The sequence below is a fragment of the Roseateles aquae genome, from assembly GCF_032337115.1.
GTDB classification, from domain to species: Bacteria; Pseudomonadota; Gammaproteobacteria; order Burkholderiales; family Burkholderiaceae_C; genus Roseateles_C; species Roseateles_C aquae.
The window spans coordinates 609,199-634,844 of the sequence record NZ_JAVXZY010000002.1 but is presented as its reverse complement, the minus strand read 5'-3'; the positions used below and the strand labels follow the sequence as shown (position 1 = coordinate 634,844).

General features: G+C 65.0%; 25 protein-coding genes and 1 tRNA gene. 17 read left to right on the top strand and 9 right to left on the bottom strand.

Annotated features, from left to right (window positions below; all coding sequences use genetic code 11):
- The first annotated feature begins 190 nt into the window (after positions 1–190).
- On the top strand, positions 191–709 hold the full coding sequence (locus RQP53_RS08070) for a hypothetical protein (RefSeq protein ID WP_315649712.1): 519 nt from the start codon (positions 191–193) through the stop codon (positions 707–709).
- A 103-nt stretch (positions 710–812) separates the two neighbouring features.
- Here RQP53_RS08070 and RQP53_RS08065 read toward each other — a convergent pair whose 3' ends face one another.
- From RQP53_RS08065 to RQP53_RS08055, 3 genes are all read right to left on the bottom strand, one after another.
- A complete protein-coding gene (locus tag RQP53_RS08065; protein ID WP_315649711.1) occupies positions 813–2,252 on the bottom strand; it encodes a PA domain-containing protein in 1,440 nt (479 codons plus the stop codon).
- Positions 2,239–2,658, bottom strand: a complete 420-nt coding sequence (locus RQP53_RS08060) for a post-PEP-CTERM-1 domain-containing protein (protein ID WP_315649710.1) — start codon at positions 2,656–2,658, stop codon at positions 2,239–2,241. The genes RQP53_RS08065 and RQP53_RS08060 overlap by 14 nt, the downstream gene beginning before the upstream one ends.
- A gap of 63 nt (positions 2,659–2,721) precedes the next feature.
- Positions 2,722–3,348: a choice-of-anchor J family PEP-CTERM protein gene (locus RQP53_RS08055; protein ID WP_315649709.1), complete on the bottom strand. Its 627-nt coding sequence runs from the start codon at positions 3,346–3,348 to the stop codon at positions 2,722–2,724.
- A gap of 240 nt (positions 3,349–3,588) precedes the next feature.
- Between RQP53_RS08055 and ispD the strand changes: the two genes are divergently transcribed.
- The 3 genes from ispD to ispF are packed head-to-tail and all read left to right on the top strand — an operon-like array spanning position 3,589 to position 5,431.
- On the top strand, positions 3,589–4,326 hold the full coding sequence (gene ispD, locus RQP53_RS08050) for a 2-C-methyl-D-erythritol 4-phosphate cytidylyltransferase (protein WP_315649708.1): 738 nt from the start codon (positions 3,589–3,591) through the stop codon (positions 4,324–4,326).
- Positions 4,326–4,952, top strand: coding sequence for a glutathione S-transferase family protein (locus tag RQP53_RS08045; protein WP_315649707.1), 627 nt, complete (start codon positions 4,326–4,328; stop codon positions 4,950–4,952). Before ispD ends, RQP53_RS08045 begins: the two co-directional genes overlap by 1 nt.
- The gene (gene ispF, locus RQP53_RS08040) at positions 4,949–5,431 is read left to right on the top strand and encodes a 2-C-methyl-D-erythritol 2,4-cyclodiphosphate synthase (RefSeq protein ID WP_315649706.1); all 483 of its coding nucleotides are present in this window, start codon (positions 4,949–4,951) and stop codon (positions 5,429–5,431) included. The genes RQP53_RS08045 and ispF overlap by 4 nt, the downstream gene beginning before the upstream one ends.
- A 31-nt stretch (positions 5,432–5,462) precedes the next feature.
- On the opposite strand, the gene RQP53_RS08035 is transcribed toward ispF, so the two are convergent.
- Together RQP53_RS08035 and ompR are read right to left on the bottom strand one after the other, a co-directional pair.
- Positions 5,463–6,803 (bottom strand): ATP-binding protein, encoded by a 1,341-nt coding sequence (locus RQP53_RS08035; RefSeq protein WP_315649705.1) that lies wholly within the window; start codon positions 6,801–6,803, stop codon positions 5,463–5,465.
- Positions 6,804–6,853: 50 nt separating this feature from the next.
- Positions 6,854–7,576, bottom strand: a complete 723-nt coding sequence (gene ompR, locus RQP53_RS08030) for an osmolarity response regulator transcription factor OmpR (protein ID WP_315649704.1) — start codon at positions 7,574–7,576, stop codon at positions 6,854–6,856.
- Between the two features lie 200 nt (positions 7,577–7,776).
- Between ompR and RQP53_RS08025 the strand changes: the two genes are divergently transcribed.
- Positions 7,777–8,487 (top strand): SIMPL domain-containing protein, encoded by a 711-nt coding sequence (locus RQP53_RS08025; protein ID WP_315649703.1) that lies wholly within the window; start codon positions 7,777–7,779, stop codon positions 8,485–8,487.
- 104 nt (positions 8,488–8,591) lie between these two features.
- Here the strand turns inward: RQP53_RS08025 and RQP53_RS08020 are convergent, their stop codons facing one another.
- The gene (locus tag RQP53_RS08020; protein WP_315649702.1) at positions 8,592–9,362 is read right to left on the bottom strand and encodes a 3-hydroxybutyrate dehydrogenase; all 771 of its coding nucleotides are present in this window, start codon (positions 9,360–9,362) and stop codon (positions 8,592–8,594) included.
- A gap of 119 nt (positions 9,363–9,481) precedes the next feature.
- Between RQP53_RS08020 and RQP53_RS08015 the strand changes: the two genes are divergently transcribed.
- The 7 genes from RQP53_RS08015 to RQP53_RS07985 all read left to right on the top strand — a co-directional run bounded on the left by RQP53_RS08015 (position 9,482) and on the right by RQP53_RS07985 (position 17,652).
- Entirely contained in the window at positions 9,482–10,348 is an 867-nt protein-coding gene (locus tag RQP53_RS08015; protein WP_315649701.1) for an alpha/beta fold hydrolase, read from the top strand.
- Positions 10,345–12,621 carry a RelA/SpoT family protein gene (locus tag RQP53_RS08010; protein WP_315649700.1) on the top strand — a complete coding sequence of 759 codons (2,277 nt, stop codon included), beginning with the start codon at positions 10,345–10,347 and terminating at the stop codon, positions 12,619–12,621. Before RQP53_RS08015 ends, RQP53_RS08010 begins: the two co-directional genes overlap by 4 nt.
- Before the next feature lie 303 nt (positions 12,622–12,924).
- Positions 12,925–13,001: transfer RNA gene (locus RQP53_RS08005), tRNA-Val, on the top strand.
- 276 nt (positions 13,002–13,277) lie between these two features.
- Positions 13,278–14,075 (top strand): PEP-CTERM sorting domain-containing protein, encoded by a 798-nt coding sequence (locus tag RQP53_RS08000; RefSeq protein WP_315649699.1) that lies wholly within the window; start codon positions 13,278–13,280, stop codon positions 14,073–14,075.
- Between the two features lie 134 nt (positions 14,076–14,209).
- Complete coding sequence (gene phaR, locus RQP53_RS07995; protein WP_315649698.1) at positions 14,210–14,851, top strand: polyhydroxyalkanoate synthesis repressor PhaR; 642 nt, start codon at positions 14,210–14,212, stop codon at positions 14,849–14,851.
- 57 nt (positions 14,852–14,908) lie between these two features.
- Positions 14,909–16,336, top strand: a complete 1,428-nt coding sequence (rimO, locus tag RQP53_RS07990; RefSeq protein WP_315649697.1) for a 30S ribosomal protein S12 methylthiotransferase RimO — start codon at positions 14,909–14,911, stop codon at positions 16,334–16,336.
- Between the two features lie 104 nt (positions 16,337–16,440).
- Positions 16,441–17,652 (top strand): PLP-dependent transferase, encoded by a 1,212-nt coding sequence (locus RQP53_RS07985; RefSeq protein ID WP_315649696.1) that lies wholly within the window; start codon positions 16,441–16,443, stop codon positions 17,650–17,652.
- Here the strand turns inward: RQP53_RS07985 and RQP53_RS07980 are convergent.
- Together RQP53_RS07980 and smpB are read right to left on the bottom strand one after the other, a co-directional pair.
- A complete protein-coding gene (locus RQP53_RS07980) occupies positions 17,649–18,713 on the bottom strand; it encodes an adenosine deaminase (protein WP_315649695.1) in 1,065 nt (354 codons plus the stop codon). The genes RQP53_RS07985 and RQP53_RS07980 overlap by 4 nt on opposite strands.
- A gap of 421 nt (positions 18,714–19,134) precedes the next feature.
- Positions 19,135–19,599, bottom strand: a complete 465-nt coding sequence (smpB, locus tag RQP53_RS07975; RefSeq protein WP_315649694.1) for an SsrA-binding protein SmpB — start codon at positions 19,597–19,599, stop codon at positions 19,135–19,137.
- Positions 19,600–19,656: 57 nt separating this feature from the next.
- Between smpB and RQP53_RS07970 the strand changes: the two genes are divergently transcribed.
- The gene (locus tag RQP53_RS07970; protein ID WP_315649693.1) at positions 19,657–20,118 is read left to right on the top strand and encodes a type II toxin-antitoxin system RatA family toxin; all 462 of its coding nucleotides are present in this window, start codon (positions 19,657–19,659) and stop codon (positions 20,116–20,118) included.
- Positions 20,105–20,443: an RnfH family protein gene (locus RQP53_RS07965; RefSeq protein ID WP_315649692.1), complete on the top strand. Its 339-nt coding sequence runs from the start codon at positions 20,105–20,107 to the stop codon at positions 20,441–20,443. Before RQP53_RS07970 ends, RQP53_RS07965 begins: the two co-directional genes overlap by 14 nt.
- Before the next feature lie 10 nt (positions 20,444–20,453).
- On the opposite strand, the gene RQP53_RS07960 is transcribed toward RQP53_RS07965, so the two are convergent.
- The gene (locus RQP53_RS07960; RefSeq protein WP_315649691.1) at positions 20,454–20,999 is read right to left on the bottom strand and encodes a DUF4124 domain-containing protein; all 546 of its coding nucleotides are present in this window, start codon (positions 20,997–20,999) and stop codon (positions 20,454–20,456) included.
- Positions 21,000–21,194: 195 nt separating this feature from the next.
- Here RQP53_RS07960 and guaB point away from each other — a divergent pair, with 195 nt between their 5' ends.
- The 3 genes from guaB (at position 21,195) to guaA (ending at position 25,645) form a co-directional block, all read left to right on the top strand.
- On the top strand, positions 21,195–22,664 hold the full coding sequence (gene guaB / locus RQP53_RS07955) for an IMP dehydrogenase (RefSeq protein ID WP_315649690.1): 1,470 nt from the start codon (positions 21,195–21,197) through the stop codon (positions 22,662–22,664).
- A 77-nt stretch (positions 22,665–22,741) separates the two neighbouring features.
- Positions 22,742–24,022 carry an MFS transporter gene (locus RQP53_RS07950; protein WP_315649689.1) on the top strand — a complete coding sequence of 427 codons (1,281 nt, stop codon included), beginning with the start codon at positions 22,742–22,744 and terminating at the stop codon, positions 24,020–24,022.
- An 18-nt stretch (positions 24,023–24,040) separates the two neighbouring features.
- Positions 24,041–25,645: a glutamine-hydrolyzing GMP synthase gene (guaA, locus tag RQP53_RS07945; protein ID WP_315649688.1), complete on the top strand. Its 1,605-nt coding sequence runs from the start codon at positions 24,041–24,043 to the stop codon at positions 25,643–25,645.
- Position 25,646 lies beyond the last annotated feature (1 nt).

The following is a 25,646-nucleotide window of genomic DNA, read 5'->3' as shown; positions in this document are numbered from 1 at the left end:
CAGCCCCGGACGCGGGGCCGGCTTGATTGTAGGGACAGGGCGGCGGCTCTGCCCGCGTCACAGCGCATCAGCCGCTTCGTCGGCAACGATTGCAGTCCAGGCGCGCTGCGCTTCGCTTCATCGACTGCAGCTTGGTGCCGGAGACGTCGCTGCCTAGTATCGATGCCATGTCCTTGATCAGGAGTGCATGATGAACATGAGCAAAACCCTGGCCCTGTCTTTTGGAACGGCACTGCTGGTGCTCGCCACGCAGGCGCAGGCCGCTGACACCTTCAAGGCCGGCATCGACTTCCAGACGCAGGCCAGCATCGATGAAATCGGTCTGCCGCTGTATCCCGGTGCGCAGCCTCGCAAGGACAGTGGTGACGACAAATCAGCGGTCAGCATGGGCGTTTGGGGCGGAAGCTTTGGCGTCAAGCTGCAGGCGGCCAAATTCAGCAGCAGCGACTCGGCCGAGGCCGTGGCGCGCTTCTATCGCGATGCCTTGGCCCGCTACGGCAAGGTGCTGGACTGCAGCGCGGGTGCGCCGCGTGAGGCCGAAGCTGGCAAGGACAGCGATCAGCTGCGCTGCGACGACAGCAAGCCCGCCAAGGGCACGCTGAGCTTCAAGGCCGGCAAGAAGAAGGACTTCCGCGCTGTGTCTATTGAGCCCGGCAGCGGCAAGGGCGTTGAATTCCAGCTGGTGCACTTCGAGGGCAAGGGCTTCTGAGCCCGTCACCTTTCGCTGAGTGCAAAGAAAAACGGCACTGCCCTTGAAGGCAGTGCCGTCTTGTTTGAACCAGCGCTTGCGAGCAAGCGCTAGAGACAGATGATTACCAACCGATTTCCTGCAGCAGGCGGAAGGTCAGGTCGTAAGGCGGGATGACGTTGTGCGTCAGATCGCCGCTGATGGCCGGTTCCATCAACAGATTGCGAGTGGCCGTGGTGTCGAAGTGCGACACCGAGGAACCGCTGGCGAAGGTGGCCGGCGCGTACATCATCATCCGACCTTGAGCATCAGCACCAGAGTAGCGGGTGCCAACGATACCCAGCGTCGCGACGACGCCCGAGGACGTGCGGCTGCGCTTGGCCAGTGCAGTCAACAGCTTGACGCCAGTGGCCTGCTCGATGCGCACCGAGGGGATGGTGATCGTCGGGTCGGTGCCGCTCATGCCTGCCGGTGCGCCGGGGGCGTTGTCGGCAATCAGCACGCCGATGGCGCCGGCGTTCTGAGCGTTCTTCACCTTGATGGCGAAGCCGCAGGTGCCACGACTGACCAGGGCGATATTGTTCTTCACCGCCAGGGCGCTGTTGCCAGTCAAGGCATTGCAGGCCAGGTCCAAGGTGCCGGTCGAGGTCACCACCGGCATGATTTGACCCACCAGCGGCGTGGTCGACAGCGCTGGACCGAAAGAGGCCTCGCCAACGGCGTAGTTGCCGGCGGAGGCACCGCTGGCCGCACCGCTGACGATCAAGCCCGGATTGCCCTGACGCAGCACGTTCGGAATCTCGTTGTTGACGATCGGACCGTTCCAGACCAGCTTGTCGACGCTCAGCGCCGATGCCGCACGCTGCGACGCCGTCGATTGCGCCCAGGTCAGGCCGGTGCTGGCGTCGGTCAGGTAGTGGTCCCAGGCCGCAGGGTAGCCGTTGACGCCGTCGGACAGGAATGCGCCGGTCGAACCGTTGGTGAAGGTCTGGAAGCCGATGCCGTGGCCCATTTCATGGAGCAGCGTCACGACGAAGTCGATGTCCGTGCCGTGATTGCCGTCCAGGCCCAGGTACCACCGGGTGCCGTCCAGGCAGCCGGTGTTGCCCAGATTGACGTTGAAACGGGCGTTGATCTGTGCCGCGTTTGCAGTACCCAGATAGCTGCCGGACAGCTTGTTCGCCAGCGCATAGGAGTACCAAGTGCCGCTCTTGGGGGCGTTGGCGAAATCACGGAACACCGAGGTGGCGCCGGCACTGCCCAGCGTGGCACTGGACGCCGTGCAGGTCAGTGCGGTGAACTGCGCGTTGATGACAATGGGCTGCGAGCTGGTCAGCGTGGCGCCCCAGATGTTCGCAGCATGCGTGAACGCGATCAGGCGTTGCTGGCCCAGCGTGGTGCCGGAGTTGCCACCGATGGGGGCAGCGGGCGTCGCGTCGTTGAAACCAACGCCAGCGGCATTGATATTGTTGATGACGATGGTGGCAGCAGCCTGGGCCTGGCCGACGAAGGCGGCGGCAGCCAGTGCAGCGGCGCTGAGCAGGGCGTACTTATTTGTCGTCATGGCGATGCTCCTTTGCTGCCTTGGCGGCCTTGGCCGGTTTTTGCTTGCCCGACACGAGGGCGTCAGCGGCTTCGGCGCCGGTCACGCAATGCGTATCCAGCGAGCCATCGGTGTTGCGGGTCACGACGGAAAAACTCAGCGAGCTTTCGTCCAGTTCCTGCTCAACGCTGCCATCGGCGTGCTTGATGGCCTTGGGTGCGACCTTGCCGGTCAGCAGGCCACGCGGCTCCTTGATGGCCTTGCCGGCCAGTGCATCGAGGCGGGCGGATTCTTCAGCGGTGGCAGCGCGCAGCTTGCCGGTTTCAGCGTCCTTGGTGACGCGCATGCCGGAGCCGGCGGCGTGCGCCGGGCTGCACAGCATGGCCGCAGCGGCGAGCGCGGCGGCCAGTGTCAAAGTCTTTTTCATGGCGAGATCCTTGTTCAATGGAATGCCAAATGAGAAATCGATGCAGGACTCGTGGTCCTGCGATCAGTCTTGCTTGCGGCGGCGCAGCAGTGCCAGGCCGGCAACGCCCAGGCCCATCAGCGCGATGCTGCTGGGTTCCGGCACGGCGGTGACGCTGACGGTGTCGACGGCCAGGACGTTGGCGTTGTCGGCGTTGGCGACCGTGTATTCAAAGGCGATACGGCCGGTGGCGGCGCTAGGGAGCTGAACCGTGTACTTGGTCCAACCCGAGGCCTCGGCCTGCACGGCGGCGAGCACGGGCGCGAAGCCGGCAGTACCCGCAGCCGTGGTCGTGAACATCACGTTGAACGTGTCCTGGAAGCCAGTGGTGTTCTCAGTGCGGGCATAAAAGCTTAGTTGGGTGGCACCGCCGAGGTTGATCACAGGGCTGATCAGCCAGTTGTCGATGCTGCCAACGCCGTTGTTTGCACTGTTGAAGTTGGCCATTGCGAAGGAATTCGCGGCGCCGGAGTGGCTGGCGAAGATGCCGTCGTTGCCCTGGAACCAGGACAGACCTGCCGGGCTGCTCAGATTCACCAGCGACCAGCCGCTGCTGGCCAGATCGTCAAAACTCTCGGTGTAGTCCGCGTGCGCGGCGCCGGCGATGGCAAGGCTTGCCGCTGCCAAGGCCAGTTTGCTTGCGAGTTTCATATGCCCCTCACTCTCGATACGAAAAGCTGCTCCCCGAGGCTGCTGTCAGGCCATGTGTCTGCCAATGCCAGCTGGACCCACCCCGAGGTACGAGCTTTGACTCTAGGGCTGTGCTCGGTGTCACCGTATGCGGGCAAAGCCTAGCGACCCCTTGGATGAGGGGGGTGGGGATGGGCGTGTGCGCTGTGCGCGCCGAGCCAACTTGCCTGTGCGGCAATGCTGACTCCTTAGAATCGCCGCATGATTTCGCCTGATACCGGCGCAGTGTCGGCAGCCGTCGGCACTGCCGAGTCCCGTTTCTACGCCCTGGTCCCTGCTGCGGGCGTTGGCGCGAGGTCTGGCGCCAGCCAGCCCAAGCAATACGTCACCCTTGTGGACCGTCCCATGTTGGCACACACCGTCGACGCGCTGGCGGCGGTGCCCGAGCTGCATGCCACGCTGGTGGTGTTGGCTTCCGACGACGATAGTTTCACCGTCAGCATGCCGGCAGCCAGTGCCGCCGCGTGCTGGCAGGCCTACTGTGGCGGGGCCAGCCGGGCTGAGAGCGTGGCAGCGGGACTTGAGGCGCTGCTGGCGCGTGGTGCGCGCGAACACGACTGGGTGCTGGTCCATGATGCCGCTCGCTGCCTCTTGCGCGCTGAGGCGGTGCAGGCTTTGATCGCTGGCTGCCGCGGCGACGCCGTTGGTGGCTTGCTGGCGCTGCCGGTGGCCGATACTTTGAAGCAGTCCACGCCTGAGGGGCGTATCGCCACCACCGTGGACCGCCGCGGCAAATGGGCCGCGCAGACGCCGCAGATGTTTCGCCTGGGGCTGTTGCGTGAAGCGCTCGCGCGCCCGGGAGCCGAGATCACCGACGAGGCCAGTGCGATCGAGGCGCTGGGCCTGCAGCCCAAGCTGGTCGAGGGCACGATGGAGAACTTCAAGGTCACCTGGCCGGCCGATTTCGAACTGGCTGAGCGCCTGCTGAGGAGTCGCTGATGGATTCGAGCACGGTGTTTTTCGGCAACCACGAGTCGGGGCACAGCTACAAGGTCGCGCTGCTGTTGGCGCTGGCACGCATTCCCCATCGCTACCGCTGGATCGATCTGGAACTACCGCGCGAAGCGCGGCCTGCGGATTTTCGCGCGGCCAGCCGCTTTGGTGAGGTGCCGGTGCTGGTCTGGCAGGGCAGGGCGTACTGCCAGAGCAATGCGATTCTCTTGAGCCTGGCCGAGCAGCACCCGCAGTGGTGGGGCGGCGATGCGGCAGCGGCGCGGGAATGGCTGTGCTGGGAGGCGAACCGTATTGGCTTCTCGGTGCCCAATCTGCGCTTTGCTCGGCATTGGAGCCCGCAGCCGCCTGCCGTGATGGCCTGGCTGGAGGCAAGAGCGCGTGCCGATTTGCAGACCCTCGATGAGGCGCTGGCCGGCCGCGATTTCCTGCTCGGCGATGAGCCCAGCATCGCTGACCTCAGCTGCTGCGGCTATTTGTTCTGGCTGGAGCAGGCCGGGCTCGACGCCGCTGACCTGCCGCACCTGCAAGCCTGGCTGGCGCGCATTGCGGGGTTGCCCGCTTGGCAGGCCCCTTACGATTTGTTGAAGAAGAAAGAAGAGTCGCAGGCATGAGCGCACTACGCATTGGTGAAGGCTGGGACACCCATCAACTGGTCAGCGGGCGGCCGCTGGTGCTGGGCGGTGTGACCATTCCGCACAGCCACGGCCTCTTGGGCCACTCTGATGCCGATGCGCTGGCCCATGCGATCACCGACGCGCTGCTGGGTGCTGCAGCGCTGGGCGATATCGGCAAGCTCTTCCCCGACACCGCGGCCGAGTTCAAGGGCGCCGATTCCATGGTGCTGCTGGCCGAGGCCTGGCGCCGTGTACGTGAGCAGGGCTGGCAGCTGGCCAATATCGACAGCACCATCATCGCCCAGGCGCCCAAGATGGCGCCACACATCATGGCCATGCGCGAGCGCCTGGCCGAGGTGCTGGGTGTGGCGGTGGCTCAGGTCAACGTCAAGGCCAAGACGGCCGAGAAGATGGGGCCGGTGGGCGAGGGCCGGGCCATCGAAGCGCGGGCGGTCTGCCTGCTGTTGTCGAACTGATTCGAAAACTGATTCGAAATCGCTAACGCTCTTATTGCGCGCGCCTGAGCCGCAGGCTGGTGATCAAGCCGCCGCCATCGGCATTGTTGATGTGCAGCTCGCCGCCGATGCGCGCAACGGATTTCTCGACGATGGCCAGGCCCAGGCCGGCTCCGGTGGCGGCCGTGCGCGCGGCGTCACCGCGGAAGAAGGGCGTGGTCAGCTTGGACAGCTTGTCCGGCGGCACACCCGGGCCATGGTCGCGCACCCGCAGCAGCACCTCGGCACCAAAGGCCTCGGCGCTGATATGCACCTCGGCGGCCTCGTCGGGCGCATGGCCATAACGGCGCGAGTTCTCCAGCAGATTGGTGATCACGCGGCCCAGCTCGACCTCGTCGGCCCAGACCATGATGGCGCGCGACACATGGTTGTGAATACGGATCTGCAGCGGATCGCGAAAGCCCTGCACCTCGCGCTCGATCAGCTCGCACAAGGGCAGCGCATGCAGCACCAGCTCGCTGGGCCGCGCGTAGTCCATGAATTTGTTGATGATGGCGTCGAGCTGGTCGATGTCTTGCGCCATATAGAGCCGGGCCTGCTCGTCAACGACGCTCATCTCGGCCTCCAGCCGCAAGCGCGCCAGCGGTGTGCGCAGGTCATGCGAGATGCCGGCCAGCATCACGCTGCGGTCTTCTTCCATCTTGGCCAGGTCGCGGGCCATGCGGTTGAAGCCCATATTGACCTCGCGGATCTCGCTGGTGCGGGTGTTCTCGTCGAGCCGCGAGTCGTACTCGCCCTCGCGAATGCGGCCGGCGGCGATCGACAGTTCGCGCAGCGGCTGGTTGATCAGCCGGGCAATCATGGCCGAGCCGGCGGCCGTGGCCAGCAGCGCGATCAGGTACCACCACCAGTTGCTCACGCCGCTGACCGACACCGGCGTGTCGCTCGTGCGCAGCCAGAAGCTGTCGCTGCCGATGTCGAAACGTACCCACAGGCCGGTTTGCTTGTTCAGGCTGCGCGCGACGGCAATCTCGTCGCCAAGACGGCTCTTCAGCGCCGCGACCAGCTTCTTGGCAAAGGGCGTGGTGTCATAGGGCAGCCATTGGTCGGTGGCCTCGGCAACCTGCACCATCACATCTTCGCTGTGCGTCAGCGACTTGATCACCGCCACCCGGTTGATCGCATCGGACTTGGACAGCGCCACCCGGCTCAGATTGACCAGGCCGGCCAGCTGGTGGGCCGTCTCGATCGCACGCGGTTCGGCGTCCAGCGCCTTGAAGGTCTGCTGCCAGGCGATGATGGACCCGAGCAGCAGCACCGCGATCAGGAAGAAGGTGCGCCAGAACAGGTTCAGCGCCAGGTGCTGGCGCAGCAGGGTCGAGGGAGTGGCCAAGGCAGGGGCGGGATCAGCGGCAGCGGGGTGGGGTCAGGTCTTGACGGGCTTCAGGTCTCTTCCGGCACGAAGACATAACCGACGCCCCAGACGGTCTGAATGTAGCGTGGCTGGGCCGGGTCGGCCTCGAGCAGCTTGCGCAGACGCGAAATCTGCACGTCCAGGCTGCGGTCAAACGGTTCGAATTCGCGGCCGCGCGCCAGCTGGGCCAGCTTGTCACGCGACAGCGGCTGGCGCGGATGGCGCACCAGGGCCTTGAGCATGGAGAACTCGCCGGTGGTCAGCGACAGCAATTCGCCGTTCTTGGACAGGCGGCGCAGCGCCAGATCGAACTCGAAGGGACCGAAGGTGACCGTCATCGGTTCCTTGCTTGGCGCGCCGGGCGCTTCCAGCGCCGGGCGGCGGCGCAGCACCGCGTTGATGCGGGCCAGCAGTTCGCGTGGGTTGAAAGGCTTGGCCAGGTAGTCGTCGGCACCGACCTCCAGGCCGACGATGCGGTCGACTTCCTCGACCTTGGCCGTCAGCATGATGATGGGCGTGTTGTCATTGGCCGCGCGCAGGCGGCGGCAGATCGACAGGCCGTCCTCGCCGGGCAGCATCAGGTCGAGCACGATCAGGTCCACCGTTTCGCGGGTCAGCTGTTTGTTCAGCGCCTTGCTGTCTTCGGCCAGCAGCACCTCAAAGCCCTCTTGCGCCAGATAGCGGCGCAGCAGATCGCGGATGCGGGCGTCGTCGTCGACCACCAGGATGCGATTGGCTCGGTTGCTGCTCATGAACTACTCCGGAATTTGTAACAACGGCATTGTGGCGGCGATTTGGCGCCGCCTTTCACCGTCCGGCGCCAGGCGTTACAGCTCGGTAACAACTTGGTGCAGGCCATTTTCTGCCGCGGGTCAACCGCTGCCGTCAGCGGCGCGCTAAGCTGGTTCGGCTAGAACCTGCGCCGCAGGGTGCACCGACTCAGAGGATTTCGATGAAACAATTTCTCACGCTTTTGCTGGCCGCTTCAAGCCTCGCCGCGGTGGCGTCCAATGCCCAGGCCGACCCGGCACCGCGCCGTGATGCGCTGAATCTCAGCGCCACCGCGCAGATCGAGGTGCCGCGCGACACCATCAGCCTGGCTTTCTCCACCAGCAAGGACGGTGCCGATGCCACCGCGGTGCAGAACGCGTTGAAGCTGGCGCTGGACGCCGCGCTGGCCGAGGCCAAGAAGATTGCCAAGCCGGGCCAGGTCGAGGTGCAGACCGGCAATTTCTCGATCTACCCGCGCTACAAGAACGGCGGCAACGGCATCGCCGGCTGGCAGGGCACGGTGGAACTGCTGGTTGAAGGCCGCGATCAGCTGGCAATCTCGCAGCTGACCGGTCGCATCAACTCGATGAGCATCGCGCGTGTCAGCTTCAATCTGTCTCGCGAGGCGCGCGAAAAGCATGAGGCCGAGGTCGTCGCCCAGGCCATCGCCCGCTTCAAGGCCAAGGCCGGCGACTACGCCCGCCAGTTCGGCTACGGCAGCTATCAGATCGGCGAAGTCAGCGTCAACACCCAGGACGCCATGCCCTACGCCATGGCCGCCGCCCCGCGCCTGAAAACCGCCATGGCCGTCCAAGACGAAGCCCTGCCCGTCGAAGCCGGCAAGGCCACGGTGAGCGTCAACGTCACCGGCGTCGTCGTGATGACGAAGTAGAGGCTCCCATCGGGCCGCTCCCAAGCCGGCCCGCGATGGCCTCCAGCGGAGGCCGTCCCCTCGGGGGACCGTCCAGCGTACCCGCTGGACGAGGGGCTCCATCACTACTGCGCCGTCCACCCCCCATCCAGACTCCAAGCCTGGCCCCGCACATTAGCTGCCGCATCCGAGCACAGAAACACGGCCAGCTCACCCAATTGCTCCGGCGTGGTGAATTGCAGCGAGGGCTGCTTCTCAGCCAGCAGGCGGCGCTTGGCCTCGGCGTCATCGACGCCATCGGCGGCAGCGCGAGCGTCGACCTGTTTTTGCACCAGCGGCGTCAGCACCCAACCGGGGCAGATCGCATTGACGGTGACCGGCGAGGTGGCCGTTTCCAGCGCGACTGCCTTGGTGAAGCCGACCAGGCCGTGCTTGGCCGCCACATAGGCCGATTTCTGCGCCGAGGCCACCAGGCCGTGCACCGAGGCCAGATTGATGATGCGGCCCCAGCCGCGCGCCAGCATGCCGGGCAGGGCCAGCCTTGTGGTGTGGAAGGCCGAGCTGAGATTGATGGCGATGATGGCGTCCCAGCGCTCGACCGGGAAGTCCTGCACCGGCGCCACATGCTGGATGCCGGCGTTGTTGACCAGAACATCGCAGCCGCCGAATTCGCGGTCGATATAGCTCATCATCTCGGCGATCTGCTCGGGCTTGCTCATGTCGGCACCGTGATAGCCGACCTTGACCCCCAGGGCTGCAACTTCGGCCTTGGGGCCTTCAACATCGCCAAAGCCATTGAGCACGATGTTCACACCTTGGCGGGCCAGTGAGAGGGCGATGCCCAGACCGATGCCGCTGGTCGAGCCGGTGACCAAGGCGGTTTTGCCTTTCAACATATGCAGGATTCCTTCCGAAAGTTGGGTGAAGCTTCGTAGACAATGGATCAGGCCAGCCCCTTGGACTTGCCGTGTGACAGCAGGCAGACGTCGAGGGCGGATGCCTGAGGATACAAACAATGTCTGAACCCTTGCTGAAATCGCTGCAATGCCTGGGCCCGGCGGGTCTGCATCGGATGGCCTACTGGGAGTGGGGGCAGCGTGACAACCCGCGTGTGCTGGTCTGCGTCCATGGCCTGGCCCGCCAGGGCCGCGACTTCGACGCCCTGGCCCGCCGCCTGAGCGCGCAGTACCGCGTTATCTGCCCCGATGTGGTCGGCCGCGGCCGCTCCGACTGGCTGGCCAATCCGGCGCATTACCAGATCCCGAACTATGTGGCCGATATGGTCAGCCTGCTGGCGCGGCTGGACGTCGAGCAGGTCGACTGGGTCGGCACCTCGATGGGCGGGCTGATCGGCCTGGGGCTGGCTGCTCTGCCGGGCAGTCCGGTGCGCCGGCTGGTGCTGAACGATGTGGGCCCCTCGATCCGCTACGAGGCCTTGCAGCGCATCGGCAGCTATCTGGGCCAGCCGGTCGAGTTTGAAACCGCCGAGCAGGGCGCCGCGTATCTGCAAGGGATCTCGCAGGGCTTTGGGCCGCACAGCGCCGAGCAGTGGCTGGCCCTGTCGCGACCGATGTTCCGCGCCGTCGATGGCAAGCTGCGCCTGCATTACGACCCGCGCATCGCCGTGCCCTTTGCCGCGGTGACGCCCGAGCTGGCCGCTGCCGGCGAGGCCGCGCTGTGGGCCGCCTACGATCATCTGCGCTGCGAGGCCCTGCTGCTGCGTGGCGCCGACTCCGATCTGCTCAGCCGCGAGACGGCCGAGGCGATGACGCAGCGCGGCCCGCGCGCCACGCTGCACGAGCTGCCGGGTGTCGGTCATGCGCCGACGCTGGTGGCGGCCGAACAGATTGCCCTGGTGGAAGGCTTTCTGAACAAGGCATGAAGACCGGCTTGCAGCACCATGCCGAGCAGGCGGCGCCCATCGTCGCGCTGCTGGATGCCGATCTGCCGCGGCGCCTGCCCGATGCCAGCAGCGTGGCGGGGGGCGAGGCAAGCCCTGACCCGATTCAGCGCGCGCGCGCCTTTGCCGAGCCCTTGCTCAGCGCCCAACAGCTCGACACCGGCGAGGATGCGCTCGGCCATGCCGATGGCGTGGCCGCCATCCTGGCCGGCATTGGTGCGGCGCCGGCGATGCAGGCCGCGGCCTATCTGGTCTATGCCGGCGATTTCCTGAACAAGCCCGAGGAGATCGTCGCCAAGGCCTTTGGCGACAGCTATGCGAGCCTGGTGACGCACACGCGGCGGCTGGTGCAGATCCAACGCGCGGCCCGCGAGGCCCGCGTCGAGGATGAGCGGCTGCAGGAGCAGACCGAGCGGGTGCGCAAGATGCTGCTGGCCTTCTCACGCGATCTGCGCGTGGTGCTGCTGCGCCTGGCCTCGCGGCTGCAGACGCTGCGCTATTTCGCGGCCTGCAAAAAGGACTGCCCGCAGGCGCTGGCGGCGGAGTCACAGCAGGTCTTCGCGCCCTTGGCCAACCGGTTGGGCATCTGGCAGATGAAATGGGAGCTGGAGGACTTGTCCTTCCGCTTTCTTGAGCCCGAGAAATACCGCGAGATTGCGCGTGCGCTGGACGAGAAGCGGATCGAGCGCGAACAGCGGGTCGAAGCCGCACGCTGCGCCGTCGAACGCGAGCTGCAGGCCCTGGGCATCGCCGCCCAGGTGCAGGGGCGGCCCAAGCATCTCTACAGCATCTGGAAAAAGATGCAGGGCAAGAGCCTGAGCTTGGAACGGGTGTTTGACCTGCGTGCCTTGCGCGTCATCGTGCCCGAGCTGGCCGATTGCTACACGGCGCTGGGCCGCCTGCACGAGCTCTACACGCCGGTGGCCGGCGAGTTCGACGACTACATCGCCCGCCCCAAGCCCAATGGCTACCAGTCGCTGCATACCGTGGTCAGCGGTGCCGACGGCAAGACCATGGAGGTGCAGATCCGCACCCGCGCCATGCACGAGCATGCCGAGCACGGCGTGGCCGCGCACTGGGCTTACAAGGAGGCGGGCACCAAGGGCTATGCCGGCGTCAGCGCCGCGGGTGATTTCGAAGAACAAGTGGCACAGGCGCGCAAGGCGGTGCTGCGCCAGCTGCTGGCCTGGGAGCGCGATTTCGTTGAAGGCGAGGGCGCGCAGGCGGCCGCCTTTGACGATCGCATCTATGTCTTCACGCCCCAGGCGGCCATCGTCGAGCTGAGTGCCGGCTCGACCCCGGTAGACTTCGCCTACCAGGTGCACACCGACCTCGGCCATCGCTGCCGCGGCGCCAAGGTCGATGGCCAGATGGTGCCGCTGAACACGGCACTCAAGAGCGGGCAGACGGTCGAGATCACCGCGATCAAGGAGGGTGGCCCCTCGCTGGACTGGCTCAATCCGGAACTCGGCTATCTGCAAAGCCAGCGCAGCCGCACCAAGGTGCGCGCCTGGTTCAATGCCCAGCAGCAGCAGCAGACGATTGCCAAGGGCCGCGAGCTGGTCGAGAAATTCCTGCAGCGCGAAGGCAAGACGGCGATCAAGCTGGAAGAACTCGCCTCGCGGCTGGGCTTCAAGAATGCTGACGCGCTGTTCGAGGTGGTCGGCAAGGACGAATACTCGCTGCGCAATATCGAGCTGCTGCTGCGCCCGCCCGAGCCTGCGCCCGATCCCGACGAGCTGCTGGCGCAACGCCGCAGCCGCCCCGGGGCCAGCAAGGGGGGCGGGGTGCTGGTGGTCGGCGTTGATTCGCTGCTGACCAATCTGGCGCGCTGCTGCCGGCCGGCGCCACCGGACGCCATCGCCGGCTATGTGACCCGCGGCAAGGGCGTGGCCATCCACCGCAAGGATTGCAGCAATCTGCGCGAGATGGCGCAGCGTGCCGGGGAGCGGGTGATCGCCGTCACCTGGGGCGAGCAGCGCAGCCCCGACAAGCAGGGCCGCGGTGGCACGGTGTATGCGGTAGACGTCGTGATCGATGCGATTGATCGCAGCGGCCTGCTGCGCGATGTGCTGGAAGTCTTCGCCAAGGAGAAGATGAACGTCACCGAGATGAAGCTGCAGCCGTCCAAGCAATCCAAGGGTGAGAACTCCTGGATGAACCTGACGGTTGAAGTGAGCGACTCGGCACGCCTGGCTCAGGCACTGCGCAGCGTGGCGCAGGTCAACGGTGTGCGCAGCGCGCGGCGCAAGTGAGCTTTGCGGCCGCCTGCCCTGGATGCTCTGAAGTGAGTGATCCGGGGAGGTTGAACTGATGAGGTTGAACGGAGCGCCGCGAGGCCGCTGGCTGGCGGCGGTAAGGCGTCGCTGTCGCTTGGCGTTTCGTCGATCTGTTTGAACGATTTTTGGTGCCTGCTTGCGGCGATTGAAAAAACTGGTGTATGATCATGGGCTTGACGCGCAGTACCGCTGGCAGGCGTCTCAGGAAGCAAGTTCTGCTAAAGATTTTGCGAATTTCCTGGGAAGGCAAGAAAAGCATGCTATACTGCGAAGCTCTTCAGGCGCGTAGCTCAGTTGGTTAGAGCACCACCTTGACATGGTGGGGGTCGTTGGTTCGAATCCAATCGCGCCTACCAAATTCTGGTAGGCCTTGCCTCGGCAAGAGTCCCAAAGCAAAGCCCGGTAGATCTCAGATCTGTCGGGCTTTTTGCTTTTCCGCGTGGAAAGCGATTGCTTCTTCGCTCTGCCTGGCCTGCCTGTCGATTTGTGATCAGATTTCAAGCCGATCCAGGCCACCGAGCAAGGGATGTTCAGCGCCACGGCGCAGGCGCAGCATCGCTCTGTTCTGCCTGGGCTGCCCGATTGATGAGGGCTCAGCGCCTCTGGTAGAGCTGCCGCCAAGGAGTTCCGCAATGACCAGCGCCTCTCGCCTTTCTTCGAATATTGCGCTCTTCAGCCTGGCTGCCCTTGTCAGCCTCAGCGCGTCTACCCGCGCAGTGGCCGATACCAGCTTTGTGGACAGCCGTGCCGCGCTTGGCGCCAACGACAGCTTTGACTGGGTACAGCTGGGCAGCAGCGGAACGTCGATCAGCCCGATCTTCTTCGCCGGGCAGAGTGCCGCAGGCTTGTGGCTGCAGGGCTCGACGCTGGCGCCGATTTCACCGGCCACGCCGCAACTGCTGCGGCTGGACGAGGGGCTCGGCTGGACTGGCAATTTCTCGCTGGGTGATCATCTGCTGTGGAACAGCACCGGCTACACGCTCACGCTCAGCTTTCGCGATCTGATCAGCGGCAATTGGACGCCGGTCAGCGGCGTGGGATTCCAGGTCCAGCGCGGTACCGGCCCCACCTCGTTCCAGATTGAGTTGCAGGCCTTTGACAGTCAGGGCCAATTGCTGGCGCGCAGTGATCATTACACCGACAGCTTCGGCAACCCCTACCCCTATGACACCGTGGGCGGCTGGTCGAGCCAGCAGGACGGGTCTGCCGCCTTTGTCGGCCTGCAGAGCAGTCAGGCCGACATTGCGCGCATCGAGGTCTGGGTGCTGCCACAGGGTGGGCTGCCGACCGATTTTGCGATCAACCAGCTCGCCCTGATCAATCCTGCGGCGCCGGTGCCCGAACCCAGCCCGGCCGCCTTGCTGGCCACCGGGCTCATGGTGCTGGCCTTGCGTTGGCGCCGCGGATCGCAGACTTCGCGACGCCGCTGAACTGGCTCGATGCACCTGCTGGCTTCAGCAGCGCTGCTGCAGCGATTGTTGTTGGCGGGGGTAAACCCGTTCGAAGTGGCGTTGACGCACTCCTAGAATCCCCGCAATCAGAACGGTTATCTCTGGGAGTATTCATGGTCACTGCCCGTCGCGGCAAGGCTGCAAAGGCCGACGAACAACAAGGCGAGCATGCCGAGCAAGGCGAATCGACAGCGGCAGCCGGTGCCAAGGCGGCCGTGGGCAAGGGCCCGCGGGTGCTCAAGAAGTACCCCAATCGGCGGCTCTACGACACCCACACCAGCAGCTACATCACCCTGAGTGACGTGAAGAAGATGGTGCTCGATGGCATTGCCTTCGAGGTGCGGGATGCGAAGACGGCCGAGGACCTCACCCGCGCCATCCTGCTGCAAATCATCCTGGAAGAGGAAACCGGCGGCGTGCCGATGTTCACCACGCAGCTGCTGGAGCAGATCATCCGCTTCTATGGCAACGCGATGCAGGGCGTGATGGGTGCCTATCTCGAGAAGAACATGCAGACCTTTGGCGAGTTGCAGGCCAAGTTTGCCGAGCAAAGCGCTGGCCTGCCTTTCAGCCCTGAGTTGTGGACCCAGTTCCTCGGCGGCCAGTCGCCAATGATGCAGGGCCTGATGGGCAACTATATGGAGCAGTCCAAGACGCTGCTGGCGCAGATGCAGGAACAGATGAAGCAGGCCGGTGGCCTGTTCCCCGGCATGCCGACGATGCCGGGCATGCCTGGCTTTGGTGCCAAGAAATAGCGCTTGCCAGGCGGCCCGCACTGCGCCCAGGCAGGCCGCCCGAACTAAAATCGCCGGATGACTGAATCCAGCACCCAAGCCGCGAACGCGGCTGCCGCGCCTGCGGGCGCCCCGCCGAAGATCGGTTTCGTGTCCCTGGGCTGCCCCAAGGCCCTGACCGATTCCGAGCTGATCCTCACCCAGCTTCGCGCCGAGGGCTACGAAACCTCCAAGACCTTTGCCGGGGCCGACCTGGTCATCGTCAACACCTGTGGTTTCATCGATGACGCGGTCAAGGAAAGCCTGGACACCATCGGTGAGGCGCTGGCCGAGAACGGCAAGGTGATCGTCACCGGCTGCCTGGGCGCTAAGGCAGGTGCCAGCAGCAGCGATGCCGGCAGCCTGGTGCGCGAGATGCATCCCAGCGTGCTGGCCGTTACCGGCCCGCATGCCACGCAAGAAGTGATGGATGCGGTGCACACCCATGTGCCCAAGCCACACGACCCCTTCATCGATCTGGTGCCGGAGTCTCGCGGCATCGCCGGTATCAAGCTGACGCCCAAGCACTACGCCTATCTGAAGATCAGCGAGGGCTGCAACCACCGCTGCTCCTTCTGCATCATCCCGAGCATGCGCGGCGATCTGGTCTCGCGGCCGATTGGCGATGTGCTCAACGAGGCACGCGCCTTGTTCGAATCCGGCGTCAAGGAATTGCTGGTGATCAGCCAGGACACCAGCGCCTACGGGGTCGACGTCAAGTACCGCACCGGCTTCTGGGATGGCAAGCCGGTCAAGACGCGGATGTTTGATCTGGTCGCCCAGCTGGGCGAGATGGCCAAGGCCCATGGCGCCTGGGTGCGACTGCACTACGTCTACCCCTATCCGCATGTGGATGAGGTCCTGCCGCTGATGGCCGAAGGCCTGGTGCTGCCTTATTTGGATGTGCCCTTGCAGCATGCTCATCCCGATGTGCTGAAGCGAATGAAGCGGCCCGCCAATGGCGAGAAGAATATGGAGCGCATCCTGCGCTGGCGCGAGACCTGCCCGGACATCGTCATCCGCTCGACCTTCATCGCTGGCTTCCCCGGCGAAACCGAGGCCGAATTCCAGTACCTGCTGGACTTCATGAAGGAAGCGCAGATCGACCGGGCCGGCTGCTTTGCCTATTCGCCGATCGAAGGCGCCTCGGCCAATGAGCTGCCGGGTGCGCTGCCCGACGTGCTGCGCAATGAGCGCCGTGCGCGCTTCATGGAAGTGGCCGAAGCCGTGTCCATCGCCAAGCTGGGCCGCCGTGTGGGCGCGACCATGCAGGTGCTCGTCGACTCCGCGCCGGCGCTGGGGCGCAAGGGCGGTGTGGGCCGCTCCTATGCCGACGCGCCGGAGATCGACGGCACCGTGCGCCTGCTGCCGCCTGAGAAGGCCAGCAAGACGCTGAAGGTGGGCGAGTTCACCAAGGCGCGCATCGTAGCCGTTGAAGGCCATGACCTGATCGGCATGCCGGTCTGATTCCCGAAGGGCGCGCGCGCCACGGCGCCAGCCCGTATCGGCGAGCTTTCTGATTCACGCGAGCCCGCATCGCCGGCCTCGCGCCCTGCCAGCGAGGCCCAATCTTGAGCAAGCACGCGATCAGCACCGAGCAGATTCATCATCCCTATGTGGCGCCTGAGGGCTGGGATGCCTTTCCCGTGGGCGTCTACAAGGCCTCGACCGTCCTGTTCAAGGACACGGCGGACCTGCACAAGCCGCGCCCTCGCGATGGCCTGAGCTATCGCTACGGCCTGCACGGCACGCCCACCTCGTACACGCTGGCGGCGCGCATCGCTGGTCTAGAGCGAGCCGAGCAGTGCCTGCTGGTGCCCAGCGGCCTGGCGGCGGTCACGCTGATCAGCCTGGGGCTGCTGCGCCCGGGCGACGAGGTGCTGGTGCCGGACAACGTCTACGGCCAGAACCGCTATCTGAGCGATGGCTTCCTGCCGCAGTTCGGCATCACCCGGCGCTACTACGACCCACTGGACGCCGCGGCCTTTGCCGGCCTGCTCAGTGAGAAGACCAAGCTGGTCTGGCTAGAGGCGGCCGGATCGATCACGCTGGAATTCCCGGACCTGATCGGCCTGCTGCAAGCCTGCAAGGCGCATGGCGGCGTGATCACCGCCATCGACAACACCTGGGGCTCGGGTGTGGCCTTCAACGCCTTTGAGATCGCGCCGCAGAGCCATCCTGGCCTAGGTGTCGACATCTCGATGCAGGCGCTGACCAAATACGCCTCCGGCGGTGCGGATGTGCTGATGGGCGCCGTCTGCACCCGCGACGGCCAGCTGCATAACCGTCTGAATGATGCTCATGAGCATCTGGGCTATGGCCTGGGTCAGAACGACGTGGAACTGGTGCTGCGCGGCTTGCCTACGCTGGAGCTGCGCTACCGGGCGCAGGACGCCAGCACCCGCGCACTGGCTCGCTGGATGCAGGCGCGCCCCGAGGTGGCGCAGGTTTTGCACCCGGCGCTGCCGGGCTCACCGGGACATGAATATTGGCAAGCCTTGAGCAGTGGCGGTGCCGCCTGCCTGTTCTCGGTGGTGTTCAAGCCGGAGTACAGCGCCGCCGACGTGGACGCCTTTGTTGACGCGCTGCAGCTGTTCGGCATCGGTTATTCCTGGGCTGGCCCAATGAGCCTGGCCGTGCCCTATGACATGAGCCGCAGCCGCTCGCTGGGTCTGCCCTACGCCGCTGGCCGGCTGGTGCGCTTTGCCATCGGCCTGGAGGCCGAGGCCGATTTGCGCGCGGACCTGGAGCAGGCGCTGAACGCGACGTTGGCGAAAGCCTAACGCGATGACTGGCCGGCCGCGGCCAGAAAGCAGGCGTCGAGCCGGGCAATCCAGGTGTGCTTGTCGGCGTCCGTGGCAAAGCTGGCTTCCAGGCTGTTGCGCAGCAGGCGGTAGGCTTGTTCGGCGCCGAGTTGTGGCAGGGCGTCGAAGCACTGGCGCAGGTTCTCGCCCAGGTAACCGCCAAAGTAGGCCGGGTCGTCCGAGTTCAGCATCACCATCAGGCCTTCGTCGAGCAGACGCGGCAGGCAGTGCTCCTGCAGCTTGTCGAAGACGCGCAGCTTGACGTTGGACAGCGGGCAGACCGTCAGCGGGATGCGCTGCTGCCGCAGATGGGCCACCAGGTCAGGGTCTTCCAGGCAGCGCACACCATGGTCGATGCGCTCGACGCCCAGGTCTTCCAGCGCACTCCAGATGTAGGCGGCCGGCCCTTCTTCCCCTGCATGGGCCACCACATGCAGGCCCATGGCTCGTGCCGCGGCAAAGGCGCGGGCAAACTTCAGCGGCGGGTGGCCACGTTCGCTGCTGTCCAGGCCAACGCCGATGATCTGTTCACGAAAAGGCTCCAGCGCTTGCAACGTCTGCAGCGCCTCGGCCTCGCTGAGATGGCGCAGGAAACAGGGGATCAGATCCAGGCTCAGGCCCAGCTCGCGCTCGGCCCGTTTGATGCCGGCCAGCAAGCCTTCCAGCACGGTGGCCAGGGCGATGCCGCGCTCGGTGTGGGTCTGCGGGTCAAAGAACAACTCGGCACGCACGATGCCGTCGGCCGCGGCGCGCTGGCAGTAGGCCCAGCACATGGCTTCAAAGTCTGCCGCGGTGATCAGCACCGAGGCGCCGGCGTAGTAGATGTCCAGAAAACTCTGCAGATTACTGAAGGCATAGGCCTGGCGCAGGCTGGCGACGTCGGGGTAGGACAGTTGGATGTGATTGCGCTGTGCCAGTTCGAACATCAGCTCGGGCTCCAGTGAGCCTTCGATATGCAGATGCAACTCGGCCTTGGGCGCCGCCTGCAGCAAGGCGGGCAGGGCGCTGCGGGGGATGGCGGAGAAGTCGATGGCGGCCATGCGTGAGGCTCCGGGTCGTTGGCCTGCAAGTATCCCTGCTTGACCTCGCGCCGGTGCAATGCCTGATCGGAGGGCTTGGTCACCGGCAAGGCTGCAATGGCCTCAACCCTCGGGTTCGATGCGACCACATGTCGCATCAGCCGGCCCTTTTGGTGAAAGTTCCAGCGAGTCCCTTCGGGCCTCAACCCTTCGGGTTGGACGCGACCACATGTCGCATCAGCCGGCCCTTTTTGCGAAAGGTCCGGCGAGTCCATGCGGGTCTCAACCCTTCGGGTTGGATGCGACCACATGTCGCATCAGCCGACCCTTTTGGTGAAAGTTCCGGCGAGTCCCTTCGGGCCTCAACCCTTCGGGTTGGATGCGACCACATGTCGCATCAGCCGGCCCTTTTTGCGAAACGTCCGGCGCGCCCCTGCGGGTCTCAACCCTTCGGGTTTGATGCGACCACATGTCGCATCAGCCGGCCCTTTTCACGTTCCCAGTCGCGTTTCTTTTCGGTTTCGCGTTTGTCGTGTTGGGCCTTGCCCTTGGCCAATGCGATATCGGCCTTCACATGGCTGCCCTTGTAGTGCAGATTCAAGGGCACCAGGGTGAAGCCGCGTTGCTCGACCTTGCCAATCAGGCGGCGGATCTCGTCCTTCTTCATCAGCAGCTTCTTGGTGCGGTCGGCTTGCGGATGAACGTGGGTGGAGGCGGTGCGCAGCGGGTTGATGCGGCAGCCGATTAGGAACAGCTCGCCGTCACGGATCAGCACATAGCCATCGGTCAGCTGCACCTGGCCGGCGCGGATGGCCTTGACCTCCCAGCCTTCCAGCACCACGCCGGCCTCGAACGTTTCTTCAATGTGGTATTCGAATCGGGCGCGTCGGTTTTCAGCGATGGACATGGGGCTCAATCTGGTGGGCGGGCGACGAGCTTGTCGCCAATACAATCCCGCCATTGTATGAAGCACGTCAAGAAGTCTGTTCTGCTGTGGTACTCGCCGGCCGAGATGTATGAGTTGGTGACCGCCGTCGAGCGCTATCCCGAGTTCCTGCCCTGGTGCGACCGTGCCGAGGTGTTGGAAACGCACGAGGCAGGCATGACCGCACGACTGGGCCTGGCCTATGCCGGCGTGCGCCACGCCTTCACCACCCGCAACGAGCACGACACCAATCGCCGCGTCGGCATGCAGCTGATTGACGGGCCCTTCTCTCTGCTTGACGGCGTCTGGCAGTTTGTGCCGCTGGGCAAGCCCGGCGCCAATGGCGAGCCGCCCAAGGCCTGCAAGATCGAGTTCGAGCTGCGCTATGCCTTTTCCAGCGCAGCGCTGGAAGCGGTGGTCAGCCCGGTGTTCGATCGGGTGGCCAATACCTTTGTTGATCGTTTCGTGGCGCGTGCCGAGCAGGTCTATGGCCAGCGCTGAGATCAGCGTCGAACTGGTGTGGAGCCCGCGCCGCGGCGACGTGCGGCGCTGTGTGCTGAGCCTGCCGCTGGGCGCCACGATTGAGTCGGCCTTGCGCGGCTGTGGCGAATTCGGTGCCAGCAATGAGCTGCCCTTGGAGCAGTTGCGCATCGGCGTCTGGGGCCGCCAGCAGGCCTTGCACCACGCGCTGCGTGACCGTGACCGGATCGAGGTCTATCGGGCGCTGACGGTCGACCCCAAGGAGGCGCGCCGGCAGCGCTATCGGGCGACCGGCACGCGCATCGTGTCGCGCCATCGGCCGCTGGGCGGCAAGACGACGCGCTGAGCGCGCGGCATCAGCGGCAGTCGCTGCCGATCAAGTCACGAATACGACGGGCCTCCTCGGCGCGCTGCTTGTCGTCGAGATAGCTGATCTCGCCCTTGTCATCGGTGCGGGTGATGCGAATGCCGCTGTCCAGCGACTGCAGCTGGCTGCGCGCCCGCTTGCAGTTCTCGGCGCGGATCTCGGCCTGCTTGCGCTGCTCTTCCTTTTGGCGCAATTGCAGTTCCTGCTCCAGGCGCTGGCGGGCCTGCTGATCGGCGTCAGGCTTGGACGCGGCGCGTTCAGCCGGTTGCGCGGCCGAGGCGGCCTGGCTGGCGGCTTGTGCGCCCGGCGCCGGCACCGGCGCCACGATGATGCGGCGCTGGCCTGGCGGGCGCTGCAGGATGTCCTTCTCGGCCACGCCGCTGGGCGGCGGGAGGTCGCTGTACTGGATCTTGCCGCCGGCATCGCGCCACTTCCACTGCGCCTGCGCCGGCAGGGCCATCGTCAATGCAAGCAGGCCGATGCAGAGCAGGGCTGCCGATGTGGTGCGATGAGCGGGGCGGGGCGCGATGAGCATGTCGTGATGGGCGGCGTTGAACGCGATGGACTTCGTTTCAGTGTAGCGCCGGTGACAATGGCCGGCGCCGTACCCGGGGCGTGCAAGTGTCAGGAATTGTGCGGAGCTTGGCACATCGGCGCAGCTAATTTTTGCGCAAATTCAAGGAGTGCTCGCGGTTCCGTATAATGCCGCTTTGCGTCTGGAGCCTCCCTCATGCGCCTTCTAGGAAAAGCGCTCACCTTCGACGATGTGTTGTTGGTGCCAGCGTTCTCCCAAGTGTTGCCCCGCGACACCAGTCTTGCGACCCGTCTGTCGCGCAATATCCAACTGAATCTGCCGCTGGTGTCCGCTGCGATGGACACCGTCACCGAGGCGCGCCTGGCCATTGCCATCGCGCAAGAGGGTGGCATCGGCATCGTGCACAAGAACCTGACGGCGCAGCAGCAGGCCATCGAGGTGGCCCGCGTCAAGCGTTATGAGTCGGGCGTTGTTCGCGAGCCCTTCACCATCAGGCCGGATGCGACAGTCCGCCAAGTGGTTGAGTTGTCGCGCCAGCATGGCGTGTCCGGTTTCCCGGTGCTGGAAGGCAAGAAAGTCGTCGGCATCGTGACCGGCCGCGATCTGCGCTTCGAGACCCGCATGGATCTGCCGGTGCGCGAGATGATGACGCCGGCCGAACGGCTGGTGACGGTCAAGGAAGGCGCCTCGCTGGAAGAAGCCAAGGCGCTGATGCACAAGCACAAGCTGGAGCGTGTGGTTGTCGTCAACGATGCCTTCGAGCTGCGTGGCCTGATGACCGTCAAGGACATCACCAAGCAGACCAGCTTCCCCAACGCCGCCCGTGATGCCCAGGGCAAGCTGCGCGTCGGTGCCGCCGTTGGTTTTGGCGACGACACCGAAGAGCGCGTCAGCCTGCTGGTCAAGGCCGGTGTCGATGCGCTGATCGTCGACACCGCCCATGGCCACAGCGCCGGCGTGCTGGAACGCGTGCGCTGGGTCAAGCAGAACTTCCCCGGCGTGGACGTGATCGGCGGCAATATCGCCACCGGCGCAGCAGCGCTGGCGCTGGTTGAAGCCGGTGCCGATGGCGTCAAGGTCGGTATCGGCCCGGGCTCGATCTGCACCACCCGCATCGTTGCCGGTGTCGGTGTGCCGCAGATCACCGCGATCGATAACGTGGCCACGGCTTTGCGCGGCACCGGCGTACCGGTAATCGCCGACGGCGGCGTGCGCTACTCGGGCGATCTGGCCAAGGCCATCGCCGCCGGTGCGGACTGCGTGATGATGGGCGGCGCCTTTGCCGGCACCGAGGAAGCTCCCGGCGATTTGATCCTCTACCAAGGCCGCTCCTACAAGAGCTACCGCGGCATGGGCTCGATGGGTGCCATGGCCAAGGGTTCGGCCGATCGCTACTTCCAGGACACCTCGGCCAACAATCCCAACACCTCCAAGCTGGTGCCCGAGGGCATCGAAGGCCAGGTGCCTTACAAGGGCTCGGTGGTGCAGGTGATCTTCCAGATGGCCGGCGGCCTGAAGGCCTCGATGCACTACTGCGGTTGCGCGACGATTGCCGACATGCAGAGCAAGGCTGAGTTCGTCGAGATCACCTCGGCGGGCATGCGCGAAAGCCATGTCCACGATGTGCAAATCACCAAGGAGGCGCCGAACTACCGTTCGGAATGAGCCTGAGGTGAAGAAGGGGGCGGGGCGATGTTCATCGCCCCCTTTTTCATTCAAGCCCGCCTCGCAAAGGAGACGCAGTGACTGATCCCCAAGCCATCGCTGACAGCCCCGGCCGCAAGCCGCGGGCTGCCGGCATGGGCTTCATCATGGTGGCGGTGTTGATCGACATGATCTCCATCGGCCTGATCATTCCGGTGCTGCCGCCCTTGGTGGGCAGTTTCGCGAGCACGCCGGCCGAGCATCTGCACGCCTACCAACTGGTGGCGCTGGCATTCGGCGTGGCCAACTTCTTTGGCTCGCCCTTTCTGGGCGCGCTGTCTGACCGCTATGGCCGCCGCCGTGTGCTGCTGATCGGCTTCTGCGGCCTGGCCCTGAGCTTTTTCGTCACGGCGATGGCCACCGCACTGTGGATGCTGGTGGCGGTGCGCCTGTTCTCCGGCGCCATGCAGGCCAATGCCGCCGTGGCCAATGCCTATGTGGCCGATATCACGCCGCCCGAGGACAGGGCCAAGCGCTTCGGCATGCTGGGCGCGGCCTTTGGCATGGGCTTCATCCTGGGCCCGGTGATTGGTGGCCTGCTGGGCGATATCGATTTGCATCTGCCCTTTTATGTGGCCGGCAGCATGGCCATCGTCAACTGGTGCTATGGCATGTTTGTGCTGCCGGAGTCGCTCAAGCCGGAACACCGCCGCGCCTTTGATTGGCGCAAGGTCAATCCGCTGAGTTCGCTGTCGCGCGTGCGGCAGTTGAAGGGCGTGGGCCCGATGATCTGGGTGGTGGCGCTCAGTGGCCTGGCGCAGATGGTGCTGCAAAGCAGCTGGGTGCTCTACACCCACTACAAATTCGGCTGGGGTCCGCGCGACAACGGCCTCAGCCTGTTCGCCGTCGGCGTGATGGCGGTGCTGGTGCAGGGCGTGCTGCTCAAGCACATCATGAAGTGGCTGGCGCCGCGCAGCATCATCCTGCTGGGCCTGGCGTCTTCAGTGCTGACGAACGCCTTGTGGGGCTGGTCCAACGCCGGCTGGATGATGTATGCCGCCATTGGAGTGGGCGTGCTCGGCTATGCGGCCGGCCCGGCGATCCAGAGCCTGATCTCCAATGCCGCCGATGCGCGCAACCAAGGCGAGACCATGGGCGCGATCTCCTCGCTGAACAGCATGATGGCGGTCGCCGCACCGGTCATCGGCCCCGGGCTGATGACGCTGGTGGCCGATCTGCCGGCCGGCGACTGGCGCATCGGCTTGCCTTTCTATTTCTGTGCCTGCCTGCAGGCGCTTTCGCTGATTTTTGCCTGGCGCCATTTCGCCCGCGCGACCCCGGTCGTCGCCGTGGCTGAAGCGCCGGCCACCGGTTCCTGAGTGAGTGAAGAAGACACCATGCACGACAAAATCCTGATCCTCGACTTCGGTTCCCAAGTGACGCAGCTGATCGCACGCCGCGTGCGTGAAGCCCATGTCTATTGCGAGATCCATCCGAACGACGTCAGCGACGAGTTCATCCGCAGCTTCGCGCCCAAGGGCATCATCCTGTCGGGCAGCCATGCCTCGACCTATGAAGACCATCAGCTGCGGGCGCCGCAGGCAGTCTGGGAACTGGGTGTGCCGGTGCTGGGCATCTGCTACGGCATGTTCACGATGACGGTGCAGCTGGGCGGCCAGGTTGAGGCCAGCGACCATCGTGAGTTCGGTTATGCCGAGGTGCGCGCCCATGGCCACACCGAGCTGCTCAAGGGCCTGCAGGACTTCGCCACGCCCGAGGGCCATGGCATGCTCAAGGTCTGGATGAGCCATGGCGACAAGGTCACTGCCATGCCGCCGGGCTTCAAGCTGATGGCCTCCACGCCCAGCTGCCCGATCGCCGGTATGGCTAATGAGGAAAAGCGTTATTACGCGGTTCAGTTCCACCCTGAGGTGACGCACACCGTTCAAGGCGCCGCGCTGCTGACCCGCTTTGTGCGCGACATCGCCGGCTGTCAGGGCGACTGGGTGATGGAAGGCTATATCGAGGAAGCGGTCGCCAAGATTCGCGAGCAGGTTGGCGATGAGGAAGTCATCCTCGGCCTGTCGGGCGGGGTTGACTCCTCGGTCGCTGCGGCGCTGATTCATCGCGCCATCGGCGACCAGCTGACCTGCGTCTTCGTCGATCACGGCCTCTTGCGCCTGAACGAGGGCGATATGGTGATGGAGATGTTCGAAGGCAAGTTGCATGCGAAGGTGATTCGCGTTGACGCCAGCGAACTGTTCCTTGGCCAGCTGGCCGGCGTGACCGACCCGGAGAAGAAGCGCAAGATCATTGGCGGCCTGTTCGTCGATGTCTTCAAGGCTGAAGCCGAGAAGCTCAAGGCCAGCGGGCAAGGGCACAAGGGAGCCAGCTTCCTGGCGCAAGGCACGATTTACCCCGATGTGGTTGAGAGCGGTGGCACCAAGACCAAGAAGGCCACCACGATCAAGAGCCATCACAATGTCGGCGGCCTGCCCGAGCAACTGGGCCTGAAGCTGCTGGAACCGCTGCGTGAGCTGTTCAAGGATGAAGTCCGCGAATTGGGCGTGGCTTTGGGCTTGCCCGCCGAGATGGTCTATCGCCATCCCTTCCCGGGCCCCGGCCTGGGCGTGCGCATCCTGGGCGAGGTCAAGAAGGAATACGCCGACCTGCTGCGTCGTGCCGATGCCATCTTCATCGAAGAGCTGCGCAACACCCGCGACGAGGCGAGCGGCAAGACCTGGTACGAGCTGACCAGCCAGGCCTTCACCGTCTTCCTGCCCGTCAAGAGTGTTGGCGTGATGGGCGACGGCCGCACTTACGACTATGTGGTGGCGCTGCGCGCGGTGCAGACCAGCGACTTCATGACCGCCGATTGGGCCGAGCTGCCCTACAGCCTCTTGAAGCGTACCTCCGGCCGCATCATCAATGAGGTGCGCGGCATCAACCGAGTGACCTACGACGTGTCGAGCAAGCCGCCTGCCACGATCGAGTGGGAGTGAT